Here is a 15,163-nt window from a genome sequence, read left to right on the forward strand (position 1 = left end):
TTTTTGGGGTGTTGGAGCGAAAAAGTTCGATGCAGCTCACCCCCCGTTGTTGATAAATATTTCTAGTAAGCTCGCCCAAATCCCTGATTATTTCGTTAGCTTTTTGGCTGAAAGCGATGTATCTGTTTGTAACTGAGGAGCCTCAAAACCTTTGTGGACAATGCTTTGAGAGGTCTTGTCCCCCTGTCAGCCCGGAAAGAGTACCGGCAGTGAGGCGAAGTGTGCCGCTAGTGCTGACATAATCATTGCCAGCCGTGGCGGTTCCCGCAGTGACACTATAATCGACACTCACATCTTGCCCACTACGAGCAGAGAGGCTGACTTGGAAGATCAACTGGGTTGTTGTGCCGCTATTGCCTTCCAGCACTTGGGAAGGTTGTGCCGAGATGATGGGAAGTGAATCATTATCGTTGATTGTCCCAGTGCTGGTACTGTTGGCGATCGCCCCGTTGGTCGGGTTGCTGAGATTAACGCTGAAGGTTTCCGGGGTGGGTTCGTAGAGGGTATCGTCGTTGATTACCACACTAATCGTTTTACTGCTATCTCCCGTGCCAAAGCTAAGGCTACCGCTGGTGCTGACGTAGTCTCCATTAGCAATGGTACTGCCGAAAGCCGTTCCGTTGGCGGTGGCATAGTTGACTGTAGCAGTGCTGGTTCCGTTACTAATTGGATCGGTGGCGGTGACGGTAAAGATGGCAGTGCCAGCATTTTCATTGACTGTTACATTGTTAATGCTGAATACGGCTTGGTCAATGACCCCGATGGTAACGGTTTTGTTGGTTGATACCCCACTGCCGTTTTGATCGGTGGCAATGACATCAATACTGTAGCTAGATTTAGTTTCGTAATCTGCGGAGGCTTTGAGACGTACTTCTCCGTTATTACTGCCAATTGTGAAGGCACTGGCATCGTTTCCGCCTAGACTCCAAACGATTTGGTTAACTGGGCCATCGGTATCGGTGGCGGCGGCGGTATAGATGAGGGTGCTGATGGAGGCATTTTCTAGTACCGTAGCGCTGTTGCTGCTGGTGATGACGGGTGCTTGGTTTGTATTTGTATCATCATTTTGAATTGTTCCCGTCGCCGTTGCTGTAGTAATCGTGGCATTGGTCGGGGTGTCAAGGGTGACAGTAAACCCTTCATCGGGTTCAACAGTCGTGTCTCCTGAGACATTGACGGTGATGGTTTGACTGGTTTCATTGGCGGCAAAACTCACTGTCCCAGAAGGTAAGATTCCCCCAACAAAGTCAGTAGCATTGGCTTGGTTAGTCCCAGTCCCGGTAACAGTCCAGTTGGCGCTACTGCTACCAGAGGTATCCCCACTACGAGTGACGGTGAAGGTAAAGGCTTTTGTCCCTGTATTTCCTTCGGTTTGGCTGAGAGTCGAGGGGGTGATTGCCAAAGCTGGATCATCATCATCATTTTGAATTGTTCCCGTCGCCGTTGCTGTAGTAATCGTGGCATTGGTCGGGGTGTCAAGGGTGACAGTAAACCCTTCATCGGGTTCAACAGTCGTGTCTCCTGAGACATTGACGGTGATGGTTTGACTGGTTTCATTGGCGGCAAAACTCACTGTCCCAGAAGGTAAGATTCCCCCAACAAAGTCAGTAGCATTGGCTTGGTTAGTCCCAGTCCCGGTAACAGTCCAGTTGGCGCTACTGCTACCAGAGGTATCCCCACTACGAGTGACGGTGAAGGTAAAGGCTTTTGTCCCTGTATTTCCTTCGGTTTGGCTGAGAGTCGAGGGGGTGATTGCCAAAGCTGGATCATCATCATCATTTTGAATTGTTCCCGTCGCCGTTGCTGTAGTAATCGTGGCATTGGTCGGGTTAGAAAGGGTGACGGTAAACTCTTCATTTGTTTCAACAGTCGTGTCTCCTGAGACATTGACGGTGATGATTTGACTGGTTTCATTGGCGGCAAAACTCACTGTCCCTGACGGTAAGGTTCCCCCAACAAAGTCAGTAGCATTGGCCTGATTAGTCCCAGTCCCGGTAACAGTCCAGTTGGCGCTACTGGTACCAGTGGTATTCCCACTGCGAGTGACGGTGAAGGTAAAGGCTTTTGTCCCTGTATTTCCTTCGGTTTGGCTGAGAGTCGAGGGGGTGATTGCCAAAGCTGGATCATCATCATCATTTTGAATTGTTCCCGTCGCCGTTGCTGTAGTAATCGTGGCATTGGTCGGGGTGTCAAGGGTGACAGTAAACCCTTCATCGGGTTCAACAGTCGTGTCTCCTGAGACATTGACGGTGATGATTTGACTGGTTTCATTGGCGGCAAAACTCACTGTCCCAGAAGGTAAGATTCCCCCAACAAAGTCAGTAGCATTGGCTTGGTTAGTCCCAGTCCCGGTAACAGTCCAGTTGGCGCTACTGGTACCAGTGGTATTCCCACTGCGGTTGACGGTGAAGGTAAAGGCTTTTGTCCCTGTATTTCCTTCGGTTTGGCTGAGAGTCGAGGGGGTGATTGCCAAAGCTGGATCATCATCATCATTTTGAATTGTTCCCGTCGCCGCTGCTGTGGTAATTGTGGCATTGGTCGGGGTGTCAAGGGTGACAGTAAACCCTTCATCGGGTTCAACAGTCGTGTCTCCTGAGACATTGACGGTGATGATTTGACTGGTTTCATTGGCGGCAAAACTCACTGTCCCAGAAGGTAAGATTCCCCCAACAAAGTCAGTAGCATTGGCTTGGTTAGTCCCAGTCCCGGTAACAGTCCAGTTGGCGCTACTGGTACCAGTGGTATTCCCACTGCGGTTGACGGTGAAGGTAAAGGCTTTTGTCCCTGTATTTCCTTCGGTTTGGCTGAGAGTCGAGGGGGTGATTGCCAAAGCTGGATCATCATCATCATTTTGAATTGTTCCCGTCGCCGCTGCTGTGGTAATTGTGGCATTGGTCGGGTTAGAAAGGGTGACGGTAAACTCTTCATTTGTTTCAACAGTCGTGTCTCCTGAGACATTGACGGTGATGATTTGACTGGTTTCATTGGCGGCAAAACTCACTGTCCCTGACGGTAAGGTTCCCCCAACAAAGTCAGTAGCATTGGCCTGATTAGTCCCAGTCCCGGTAACAGTCCAGTTGGCGCTACTGCTACCAGAGGTATCCCCACTACGAGTGACGGTGAAGGTAAAGGCTTTTGTCCCTGTATTTCCTTCGGTTTGGCTGAGAGTCGAGGGGGTGATTGCCAAAGCTGGATCATCATCATCATTTTGAATTGTTCCCGTCGCTGTGTTCGCCGTACCTACTGTATAACCGGTTCCCCCAGCGAGGGTCAAAATGACGGTTTCATCCGGTTCCATTGTTGTGTCAGTAGTGGGGTCAACCGTTACAGTCGCAGTCGCTGACCCAGCCAAGAAGTTGACACTGGTGGGAATAGAAGCGTAATCGGTTCCATTGGTTGCTGTACCACTGACTGTATAGTTAACCGTCAAAGGATTGGTTGTTAGTCCTGTACGGGTGAAGGTATAAACCAGATTTGTTGTCCCGTCTTCGGTAACACTTCCAGGCGCAACCGCAACCGTAACACTGGTATCGTCATTTGTAATTGTTCCCGTCGCTGTGCTCGCCGTACCTAAGGTATAACCGGTTCCCTCAGTCAGGGTGAAAATGACGGTTTCATCCGGTTCAACTATTGTGTCAGCAGTGGGGTCAACCGTTACAGTCGCAGTTGCAGAATTAGCCGCGAAGGTGATGGTTTTTCCGGTTCCGGGGGTTGCTCCACTGTAGTCGCTGCTCTCGGCTGTTCCGGTGATGCTGTAGTTGACCGTCAAAGGATTGTTTATTAGTCCTGTACGGGTGAAGGTATAAACCAGATTTGTTGTCCCATCTTCATTAACACTTCCAGGCGCAACCGCAAGGGTGATGCCAGGTAAATCGTCATTCGTAATTGTTCCCGTCGCCGTTGCTGTCGTAATATAGGCGTTCGTCGGGCTAGAAAGGGTGACGGTAAACCCTTCATCGAGTTCAACGTCGGTGTCTCCTGACACATTGACGGTGATGGTTTGACTGGTTTCATTGGCGGCAAAATTCACCGTCCCTGACGGTAAAGTTACTCCAAAGTCAGTAGCATTGGCTGGATTAGTCCCAGTCCCGGTAACAGCCCAGTTGACGCTACTGCTATCAGAGGTATCCCCAGTGCGGGTGACGGTAAAGGTAAAGGCTTTTGTCCCTGTATCTCCTTCGGTTTGGCTGGCATTAGTCGCCGCAATCGCTAACCAAGGAACATTCTGATAAAACAGCGTGTTGCCAAATTCTTCTCCGACAAAGGCATCCAGGTCGCCGTCGCCGTCAATATCCACTAACGTCGGCTTGACAAAAGTAGACACCTTCGTCAGACCGAAGGGGTTGGTGGAGGGAGCAGCGAAGGTGGGCGCACTGGCACTCCCCGTATTCCGATAAAACAGCGTATTGCCAAGGGAGTTGCCAACGAAGGCATCCAGGTCGCCGTCGCCGTCAATATCCACTAACGTCGGCTTGGCATACAAACCCACATTCGTCAGACCGAAGGGGTTGGTGGAGGGAGCAGCGAAGGTGGGCGCACTCGCACTTCCCGTATTCCGATAAAACACTATATTGCCATCGCTGTTTCCGGCGAAGGCATCCAGGTCGCCGTCGTTGTCAATATCCACAAACGTCGGCTTGGCATTAGCACCTAAATCTGTCAGACCGAAGGGGTTGGTGGAGCGAGCAGCGAAGGTGGGCGCACTGGCACTCCCCGTATTCCGATAAAACAGTATATTGCCGTCTCCGTTGCCGACGAAGGCATCCAGGTCGCCGTCGCCGTCAATATCCACAAACGTCGGCGCGGCAGCCACCGCCACAGTCGTCAGACCGAAGGGGTTGGTGGAGGGAGCGGCGAAGGTGGGCGCACTCGCACTCCCTGTATTCCGATAAAACAGCGTATTGCCATCGAAGTTGCTGACAAAGGCATCCAGGTCGCCGTCGCCGTCAATATCCACTAACGCCGGATGGGAAAAACTAAGCACATCCGTCAGACCGAAGGGGTTGGTGGAGGCAGGGGCGAAGGTGGGATCTTGTTGCGCGATGTCATTATCGGTAATTTGGGCAACGACGTTAGGGATACTTCTGCCGTTATAGCCACTGTCGCTACTGCTGACTGTGGTGGTAATTACGCCCCGGTGCGGCCCTTCCCCAATCGTGTCATTGACTGCGGTTACAGTCACAGTTTGAGGGGTATTCCAGTTAGCCGAGGTGAAGGTCAGGCTTGTCTGACTCAGGCTTAACTGGTTGCCCGGATTCAGGGCAAGGATGACATCTGCTGTGGGAGCCCCCTTTAGAGCAACGGTATAGGTGGCTGTTGCGCCGCTTTCGGTTACTTGCAGTAGTGTATTGCTGAGGATGATTCCGGGATCATCATTGAGAATTGTTCCCGTCGCCGTTGCTGTCGTAATCGTGGCATTCGTCGGACTAGAAAGGGTGACGGTAAACCCTTCATCGGGTTCAATAGTCGCGTCTCCTGATACATTGACGGTGATGACTTTACTGGTTTCATTGGCGGCAAAACTCACTGTCCCAGAAGGTAAGATTCCCCCAAAGTCAGTAGTATTGGCTGGGTTAGTCCCAGTCCCGGTAACAGCCCAGTTAGCGCTACTGGTACCAGAGGTATTCCCACTGCGGGTGACGGTAAAGGTAAAGGCTTTTGTCCCTGTATCTCCTTCAGTTTCGCTGGCATCAGTCGCCGCAATCGCTAAGGCAGTATCATCATTCGTAATTGTTCCCGTCGCTGTGCTCGCCGTACCTAAGGTATAACCGGTTCCCTCAGTGAGGGTGAAAATGACGGTTTCATCCGGTTCAACTATTGTGTCAGCAGTGGGGTCAACCGTTACCGTCGCAGTCGTTGACCCAGCCAAGAAGGTGATGGTTTTTCCGTCTCCCGGGGTTACTCCACTGTAGTCGCTGCTATCGGCTGTTCCGGTGATGCTGTAGTTAACCGTCAAAGCATTGGTTGTTAGTCCTGTACGGGTGAAGGTATAAACCAGATTTGTTGTCCCATTTTCGGTAACACTTCCAGGCGCAACCGCAAGGGTGATGATAGGGAAATCGTCATTCGTAATTGTTCCCGTCGCTGTGTTCGCCGTACCTACTGTATAACCGGTTCCCCCAGCGAGGGTCAAAATGACGGTTTCATCCGGTTCCATTGTTGTGTCAGTAGTGGGGTCAACCGTTACCGTCGCAGTCTCTGACCCAGCCGCGAAGGTGATGGTTTTTCCGGTTCCGGGGGTTGCTCCACTGTAGTCGCTGCTATCGGCTGTACCACTGACTGTATAGTTAACCGTCAAAGCATTAGTCGTTACTCCACTACGGGTGAAGGTATAAACCAGATTTGGTGTTCCGTCTTCGGTAACACTTCCAGGCGCAACCGCAACCGTAACACTGGTATCGTCATTTGTAATTGTTCCCGTCGCTGTGCTCGCCGTACCTAAGGTATAACCGGTTCCCTCAGTGAGGGTGAAAACGACGGTTTCATCCGGTTCAACTATTGTGTCAGTAGTGGGGTTAACCGTTACAGTCGGTGCAGTCGCTGATCCAGCCGCGAAGGTGATGGTTTTTCCGGCTCCGGGGGTTGCTCCAATGTAGTCGCTGCTATCGGCTGTTCCGGTGATGCTGTAGTTGACCGTCAAAGCATTGGTTGTTGGTCCTGTACGGGTAAATGTATAAACCAGATTTGTTGTCCCGTCTTCGGTAACACTTCCAGGCGCAACCGCAAGGGTGATGCTAGGTAAATCGTCATTCGTAATTGTTCCCGTCGCCGTTGCTGTCGTAATATAGGCATTCGTCGGGCTAGAAAGGGTGACGGTAAACCCTTCGTTAGCTTCAAAGTCGGTGTCTCCTGACACATTGACGGTGATGGTTTGACTGGTTTCATTGGCGGCAAAATTCACCGTCCCTGACGGTAAGGTTTCCCCAAAGTCGGCAGCATTGGCCTGATTAGTCCCAGTCACGGTAACAGCCCAGTTGACGCTACTGCTATCAGAGGTATCCCCACTGCGGGTGACGGTAAAGGTAAAGGCTTTTGTCCCTGTATCTCCTTCGGTTTGGCTGGCATTAGTCGCCGCAATCGCTAACCAAGGAACATTCTCATAAAACAGCGTGTTGCCCACCCAGTTGCCAATAAAGGCATCCAGGTCGCCGTCGCCGTCAATATCCACTAACGTCGGCGCGGCATCATAAACCACATCCGTCAGACCGAATGGGTTGTAAGAGGGAGCAGCGAAGGTGGGCGCACTGGCACTCCCCGTATTGCGATAAAACAGCGTATTGCCAAGCTCGTTGCCGATGAAAGCATCCAAGTCGCCGTCGCCGTCAATATCCACAAACGTCGGCTGGGCATAAGTAACCACATTCGTCAGACCGAAGGGGTTGGTGGAGGGAGTAGCGAAGGCAGGCGCACTGGCACTCCCGGTATTGCGATAAAACAGCGTATTGCCATAGTAGTTGCCAATAAAGGCATCCAGGTCGCCGTCGTCGTCAATATCCACTAACGTCGGCACGGCATCATAAATCACATCCGTCAGACCGAAGGGGTTGGTGGAGGGAGCAGCGAAGGTGGGGGCGCTGGCACTCCCCGTATTCCGATAAAACAGCGTATTGCCCTCTTCGTTTCCGATGAAAGCATCCAGGTCGCCGTCGCCGTCAATATCCACAAACGTCGGCGCGGCATACAAACCCACATCCGTCAGACCGAAGGGGTTGGTGGAGCCAGCAGCGAAGGCAGGCGCACTCGCACTTCCCGTATTCCGATAAAACAGCGTATTACCAAAGAAGTCGCCGACAAAGGCATCCAGGTCGCCGTCGTTGTCAATATCCACTAACGTCGGCGTGGTATAATCACCCGCATCCGGCAGACCGAAGGGGTTGGTGGAGGCAGGGGCGAAGGTGGGATCTTGTTGCGCGATGTCGTTATCGGTGATTTGGGCAAGGACGTTAGCAACAGGTATGCCGTTATAGACACTGTCGCTACTGCTGACTGTGGTGCTAATTACGCCCCGGTGCGGTCCTTCCCCAATCGTGTCATTGACTGCGGTTACAGTCACAGTTTGGGGGGTATCCCAGTTAGCCGAGGTGAAGGTCAGGCTTGTCTGACTCAGGCTTAACTGTCTGCCCGGATTCAGGGTAAGGATGACATCTGCTGTGGGAGCATCGTTAAGAACAACGGTATAGGTGGCTGTTGCGCCGTCTTCGGTTACTTGCAGTAGTGTATTGCTGAGGGCGATTTTGGGATCATCATTGAGAATTGTTCCCGTCGCCGTTGCTGTGGTAATCGTGGCATTCGTCGGGCTAGAAAGGGTGACGGTAAACCCTTCATTAGTTTCAATGTCGATGTCTCCTGACACATTGACGGTGATGGTTTTACTGGTTTCATTGGCGGCAAAACTCACTGTCCCAGAAGGTAAGATTCCCCCAAAGTCAGTAGCATTGGCTGGGTTAGTCCCAGTCCCGGTAACAGCCCAGTTGGCGCTACTGGTACCAGAGGTTTTCCCACTGCGGGTGACGGTAAAGGTAAAGGCTTTTGTCCCTGTATCTCCTTCAGTTTGAATTGCATTCGTCGCCGCAATCGCTAAGCCAGGATCGTCATTTGTAATTGTTCCCGTCGCTGTGCTCGCCGTACCTACTGTATAACCGGTTCCCTCAGTGAGGGTGAAAACGACGGTTTCATCCGGTTCAAATGTTAGATCAAAAACGGGGTCAACCGTTACAGTCACAGTTGCAGAATTAGCCGCGAAGGTGATGGTTTTTCCGGTTCCGGGGGTTGCTCCACTGTAGTCGCTGCTATCGGCTGTTCCGGTGATGCTGTAGTTGACCGTCAAAGCATTGGTTGTTGGTCCTGTACGGGTGAAGGTATAAACCAGATTTGTTGTCCCATCTTCATTAACACTTCCAGGCGCAACCGCAAGGGTGATGCTAGGTAAATCGTCATTCGTAATTGTTCCCGTCGCCGTTGCTGTCGTAATATAGGCATTCGTCGGGCTAGAAAGGGTGACGGTAAACCCTTCATTAGCTTCAAAGTCGGTGTCTCCTGACACATTGACGGTGATGACTTGACTGGTTTCATTGGCGGCAAAATTTACTGTCCCTGACGGTAAAGTTACTCCAAAGTCGGCAGCATTGGCCTGATTAGTCCCAGTCCCGGTAACAGCCCAGTTGACGCTACTGCTATCAGAGGTATCCCCACTGCGGGTGACGGTAAAGGTAAAGGCTTTTGTCCCTGTATCTCCTTCGGTTTGAATGGCAGTCGTCGCCGCAATCGCTAACCAAGGAACATTCTGATAAAACAGCGTGTTGCCCGCCGAGTTGCCAATAAAGGCATCCAGGTCGCCGTCGCCGTCAATATCCGCTAACGCCGGCTTGGCATACAAACCCACATTCGCCAGACCGAAGGGATTGGTGGAGGCAGCAGCGAAGGTGGGCGCACTGGCACTCCCCGTATTGCGATAAAACAGGGTATTGCCCGCCAAGTTGCCGACCAAGGCATCCAGGTCGCCGTCGCCGTCAATATCCACAAACGTCGGCTTGGCAAAACTACCCACATCCGTCAGACCGAAGGGGTTGGTGGAGGCAGTAGCGAAGGCGGGGGCACTCGCACTCCCCGTATTGCGATAAAACCGTATATTGCCAGCCGAGTCGCCAACAAAGGCATCCAGGTCGCCGTCGCCGTCAATATCCACAAACGTCGGCGCGGCACCATTTCCCACATTTACCAGACCGAAGGGGTTGATGGAGGGAGTAGCGAAGGTGGGCGCACTCGCACTCCCCGTATTGCGATAAAACCGCGTATCGCCATAGTGGCTGCCGACGAAGGCATCCAGGTCGCCGTCGTTGTCAATATCGACAAACGTCGGCATGGCACCATTTACCACATTCGTCAGACCGTAGGGGTTGGTGGAGGGAGCAGCGAAGGCAGGCGCACTGGCACTTCCCGTATTCCGATAAAACAGGGTATTGCCAGCCCCATTTCCGACGAAGGCATCGAGGTCGCCGTCGCCGTCAATATCCACTAACGTCGGCATGGCATAATCACCCACATTCGTTAGACCGAAGGGGTTGCTGGAGGCGGGGACGAAGGTGGGATCTTGAGGGAAGTTTGGTTCAGGCATAGTCAATTAATTTTGTCGGATGTTTCTGGAATTTTAGTGTATTCTCTCAATTTAAGTCAATAACAAAAGCAAAAGTATGGATTTAAGTAGCTGGTTATAATTAAATTTAAAATGGATTTCAGGTTCGATCCCCCCTGCCCCCCTTGATAAGCTATCCATTATAGGGATCTTTCTTAACAATTTTTTCAGTAAGCACTCCAACTCTTATCCTGACTTGATTTCAGTTTTTTCTTTGTCAGTAAGGGTGTCAACAAGGAATATTACCAATTGTTAACCGAGTCTTGAAAGCCTTGTGCTACAAAGGTTTGAAATGTTAAGAAAGATGTGACTAAAGGACAGCTTGATAAGGGGGGTGTCTGATAATTTTTAACGCCTACCTACTTATACTAAATCCGTTGAGGATAGGCTACATATCAGGAGAGGCAAGAGGCAGAAGGCAAGAGGCAAAAGGGGGAATAAATAATCAGTTTTTAATAACCAGATTTAGTATTAATACAAGTGTCCCCTTTAAAGGAGCCTAATTTCAATCCATAGTCAAAACTCACTCCCACCGAGTAAAGTCCCAGAATATTTAGGGTTTGCGGCAAAAAGTTTTTCCTGGTGGCAGGGTGTGGGGTGTAGGGTTTTACTGGTTTTGAGGTGGCCAATTACCTAATTTTCAGGGAAAAAGTGCCTAAATTTTCCCCCCGATCACTCCCAGTCCTGGAAATTTTTGATTTCAAAAAAGCCTAAAGATATTATCCAACAAGGTTTTTAGATTTATTCAGCAAAGCCTATTTAAACCCAAATTTTCGATAAAATAATCAAGAATTACCCCAGCATTGTAAAATCAGGTTTACTGACGGTTTTAAAGCAGGAGAATTTGATTTATGTTGTAGTCAAAAGACCTTAGTTTATTATTCAGAACAACAGATTAAACGGGTAAGATTTGTTAGACGTGCTGACGGTTATTATTGCCAGTTTTTAATTGACGTAGAACGGCAAGAATACCATAAACCAACGGGACAAATAACAGGAATTGACTTAGGGTTAAAGGAATTTTATACCGACGCTCAAGGCAATACTGCAGAGAATTCACGTTATTTAAGAAAGTCAGAAAAACGACTGAAAAAAGCACAAGGGAGATTATCAAAACAATTTCGCAAAGGAAAGAAACAGTCTAATACTAAATCCGTTGAGTATATGCTACATATCAGGAGAGGCAAGAGGCAGAAGGCAAGAGGCAAAAGGGGGAATAAATAATCATTTTTAAATAACCGAATTTAGTATAACAATTATCACAAGCAACCGATAAAAGTAGCTAGGCTTCATCTTAAAGTGTCAAGACAACGTAAAGACAAAGCAATTAAAGACGCTTTGGCGTTAGTCCAGTCTAATGATCTGGTAGTTTATGAAGCTTTAAAGGTAAGAAACTTAGTCAAAAACCGTAAACTTGCCAAGTCGATTTCTGATGCTTCTTGGTATCAATTCACTGAATGGTTTGAATTTTTTCCAAGATTTATCGGATTGTTTGTATTGCTGTTCCTCCCCATTTCACTAGCCAAGATTGTTCAGTTTGTGGGACGAGAGTTCAAAAAACATTAAGCACTAGAACTCATCAATGTCCTAACTGTAAAACAATCTTAGATAGGGATCATAATGCAGCAATAAATATTCTTAAAAAAGGGTTAAAATATTTGGGAAATCATCTCAATGCCTCGACCCTTCGGCGGAGCTTCGGGGGCCATTTCGCGGTTCGACTTTGCTCACCGTCGAAGTCGAGGCATTGACCCTTCGACTTTGCTCACCGTCGAAGTCGAGGCATTGACACTGAGCGAAGTCGAAGTGTCAACGGTACTGTTGGGTAAACAGAAACCGACCCAAACGCCTTGGGAGAGTCCGGCCTCTGGATTTTGAATGGAGACATTGAGAATCTAAGCTGTCTCGTTGAACAAGGAATTTCCGATAGTGATAGGTCAAGAATCCCCCGTCAAGCTACGCTGTGACGGTAGGAGTATGTCAAAACGGCAAGAGGCTGACATCAACACCATGGACGACAAAGAGAAGGACAACCTAAAATCTTTTCGCTAATTTTGCCATAGACTGCACCCTTTGCTTCTAAAATGGGCTATTGCGGCTAGACCCCAATTGGTCAAGCATTTGCCCGTAGACTGAAAAAAGCACGTTATAAAGATTATGGCCAAAGTTCTGGTATCCGATTCGATCGATCCGGTAGGAGTAGAAATTCTGTCACAGGTTGCCCAAGTGGACGTGAAAACAGGACTATCCGCCGAGGAAATCATTCAAATTATCCCCGAATACGACGCACTGATGCTCCGTTCCAGTACCCGCGTCACTAAGGAAATCGTCGAAGCGGGCAGCAAACTACAAATTATCGGCCGCGCAGGGGTAGGAGTCGATAATATCGATGTTCCCGCGGCCACCCGTCAGGGGATTATTGTCGTTAACTCTCCCGAAGGTAACACGATCGCCGCTGCCGAACACGCCTTGGCCATGATGTTATCCCTCTCCCGTCATATTCCCGATGCCAATCAGTCGGTAAAAGCGAATAAATGGGAAAGAAATCGCTTTATCGGCACAGAAGTTTATAAAAAGAACCTAGGAGTCGTCGGTTTAGGTAAAATTGGCTCCCACGTCGCCGCCGTTGCCAGATCCCTAGGCATGAAAATTCTCGCCTACGATCCCTTTATTTCCAAAGAACGGGCCGATCAACTCGGTTGCACCCTAGTGGATCTGGAACTACTCTTTGCCGAGTCCGATTTTATCACCCTCCACGTCCCGAAAACTCCCGAAACCCAGCATCTCATCGGTCGGGAAACCATCGCTAAGATGAAACCCACGGTCCGCATCATTAACTGTTCCCGCGGCGGCATTATCGACGAGTTGGCTTTAATTGAAGCCCTCGAATCCGGTAGAATCGCCGGGGCAGCCTTGGATGTATTTGAACAGGAACCTTTAGGCGAATCTAGATTAAGGGAATTGTCTAACGTCATCCTCACTCCCCACCTAGGCGCCTCGACTACGGAAGCGCAGGTGAATGTGGCTATTGATGTGGCCGAACAAATTCGCGATGTCCTCCTCGGTTTGCCGGCGCGTTCGGCCGTTAATATCCCCGGACTAACTCCCGATGTTATGGAAAAACTGCGCCCTTACCTGCAATTAGCGGAAACTATGGGTAATCTCGTCAGCCAGTTGGCAGGAGGTCGCTGTGACTCGTTAAATGTCCGTTTACAGGGAGAATTGGCCACTAAAGACAGTCAACCTCTGGTGGTAGCGGCAATTAAGGGTTTACTTTCCCAAGCCCTCCGGGAACGGGTAAACTATGTTAACGCAGCGATCGAAGCTAAGGAACGCGGTATCCGGGTAATCGAAACTCGGGATGCTTCCACCCGGGACTATTCGGGATCGATTCATTTGGAAGCTAATGGTTCCATGGGGACCCATTCCGTCACTGGAGCTCTGTTAAGTACGGGAGAAATCCGCATTACTGACCTCGATGAGTTCCCCATTAACGTGCCACCGAGTAATCATATGCTCTTCACCCTTCACCAGGATATGCCAGGTATTATCGGTAAAATTGGCGCACTTTTAGGCAGTTTTAATGTCAATATCGCCAGTATGCAGGTAGGACGCAAAATTATTCGCGGTGACGCAGTTATGGCCCTGAGTCTCGATGATCCTCTACCGGAAGGTCTTCTCTCGGAAATTACTAAAGTCCCCGGTATCCGCGATGCTTATACGGTAAAACTCTAGATTAAATCGGTTATCAGTAAACAGTAATCAGTAAACAGTAATCAGTGAAAGGAAAGCTCGGAACTTGCCACTTAATACTGTTGACTGAAAACTCAAATCTGATAACTGATCCCTGATCACAAGGGCCGAATCTCAGACCTAATTGGTTAAGCTAAAAGCTTTGATGTGCTTAGTTTCTAACCTTCTTTTTAGGTAGGAGAATTGTCAGATTCTGTCTTTTGCCTCTTGCCTGTTGCCTCTTGCCTTCAGAAGCTGATAACTAATATATGTCTAATAGTTGGTGGGAAATTACGGTTTTGTGCGAACCTAGTCTCGAAGAAACGGTTTTCTGGAGACTGGAGGATTTTGGCTGTTCGGGAACGGCCACTGCTAAAAAACAATCCTCTTTAGAGGTTAAAGCCTATATACCGGAAATTAAAGCGCAATTGCCTGATTTAGAGGCACTAAGCCTCTGGTTAAAGCAGGATGCTTTGATTTTAGGTTTTCCCGAACCTGTCAGCTATTGGCAGTTAATGGACGAGGAAGACTGGGCCAGCAGTTGGAAACAACATTGGCAGCTGGGCGAGATCGGCGATCGCTTTTTGATCTGTCCTGCCTGGTTAAATCCCCCGGAAAATAACCAGAGATTGGTGATTAAAATTGACCCCGGTTCCGCTTTCGGCACGGGAACGCATCCCACCACCCAATTATGCCTAGAATCCCTAGAAATGCGTTTAAGTAGCCATCCAGAGAATAAAATTATCGCCGATATCGGTTGTGGTTCCGGCATACTGGCGATCGGGGCGATTTTATTAGGGGCCAAAAAAGTTTATGCTGTGGATACAGATCCGCTGGCGGTGAGTGCGACGCGCAGTAATCGCCATCTCAACGGGATTAACCCCGAAAATTTGGCTATTAATCGGGGTAGTGTCGGGGAGTTATTAGAATTAATTCCCGATGGTGTCGATGGCATCGTTTGTAATATTTTAGCCGAGACAATTATCGCTTTAATGCCGGAAATCACCCGTCTGGCAAAACCCACCACTTGGGGAATTTTAAGCGGCATCCTTGTTACCCAAGCACAAGCAGTTACAGATATTTTAGAACGCCAAGGCTGGACAGTGACTGCCCTGTGGAAACGTCAAGAATGGTGTTGTATTCAAATTCGTCGCGCTGTGGATTAATATAGCTGTCAGCCTGGAATCAGTTATCAGTTATCAGTTATCAGTGAGCAGTTATCAGATTTGAGTTTTCAGTGAGCAGTATCAAGTGAGGAGTATTAAATGGCATTAACAGTGCTGTCTTGTCACTTCACTG

General features: G+C 49.4%; 5 protein-coding genes and 2 pseudogenes. 5 read left to right on the plus strand and 2 right to left on the minus strand.

The annotated features are described in order from the left end of the window. Positions 1-142: 142 nt before the first annotated feature. A complete protein-coding gene (locus tag myaer_RS22160) occupies positions 143-10,114 on the minus strand; it encodes a Calx-beta domain-containing protein (RefSeq protein ID WP_046663159.1) in 9,972 nt (3,323 codons plus the stop codon). Between the two features lie 931 nt (positions 10,115-11,045). Beyond that, the gene (locus myaer_RS22730) at positions 11,046-11,192 is read right to left on the minus strand and encodes a hypothetical protein (RefSeq protein ID WP_159297273.1); all 147 of its coding nucleotides are present in this window, start codon (positions 11,190-11,192) and stop codon (positions 11,046-11,048) included. Between myaer_RS22730 and myaer_RS22165 the strand changes: the two are divergent. The 5 genes and pseudogenes from myaer_RS22165 to prmA all read left to right on the plus strand — a co-directional run bounded on the left by myaer_RS22165 (position 11,132) and on the right by prmA (position 15,030). Further along, positions 11,132-11,698, plus strand: a pseudogene (locus myaer_RS22165) (transposase). The gene myaer_RS22730 and the pseudogene myaer_RS22165 sit on opposite strands and share 61 nt — an antisense overlap. After that, positions 11,629-11,883 carry a zinc ribbon domain-containing protein gene (locus tag myaer_RS22735; protein ID WP_419178827.1) on the plus strand — a complete coding sequence of 85 codons (255 nt, stop codon included), beginning with the start codon at positions 11,629-11,631 and terminating at the stop codon, positions 11,881-11,883. The pseudogene myaer_RS22165 and the gene myaer_RS22735 overlap by 70 nt, the downstream one beginning before the upstream one ends. Before the next feature lie 57 nt (positions 11,884-11,940). Beyond that, positions 11,941-12,099 (plus strand): annotated as a pseudogene (locus myaer_RS22555) (RNA-guided endonuclease TnpB family protein); the annotation flags it as partial. A gap of 190 nt (positions 12,100-12,289) precedes the next feature. After that, positions 12,290-13,867 carry a phosphoglycerate dehydrogenase gene (serA, locus tag myaer_RS18545; RefSeq protein ID WP_002784892.1) on the plus strand — a complete coding sequence of 526 codons (1,578 nt, stop codon included), beginning with the start codon at positions 12,290-12,292 and terminating at the stop codon, positions 13,865-13,867. A 266-nt stretch (positions 13,868-14,133) separates the two neighbouring features. Further along, positions 14,134-15,030, plus strand: a complete 897-nt coding sequence (gene prmA / locus myaer_RS18550; RefSeq protein WP_046663160.1) for a 50S ribosomal protein L11 methyltransferase — start codon at positions 14,134-14,136, stop codon at positions 15,028-15,030. Positions 15,031-15,163 lie beyond the last annotated feature (133 nt).

This window comes from Microcystis aeruginosa NIES-2549 (assembly GCF_000981785.2).
GTDB classification, from domain to species: Bacteria; Cyanobacteriota; Cyanobacteriia; order Cyanobacteriales; family Microcystaceae; genus Microcystis; species Microcystis aeruginosa_C.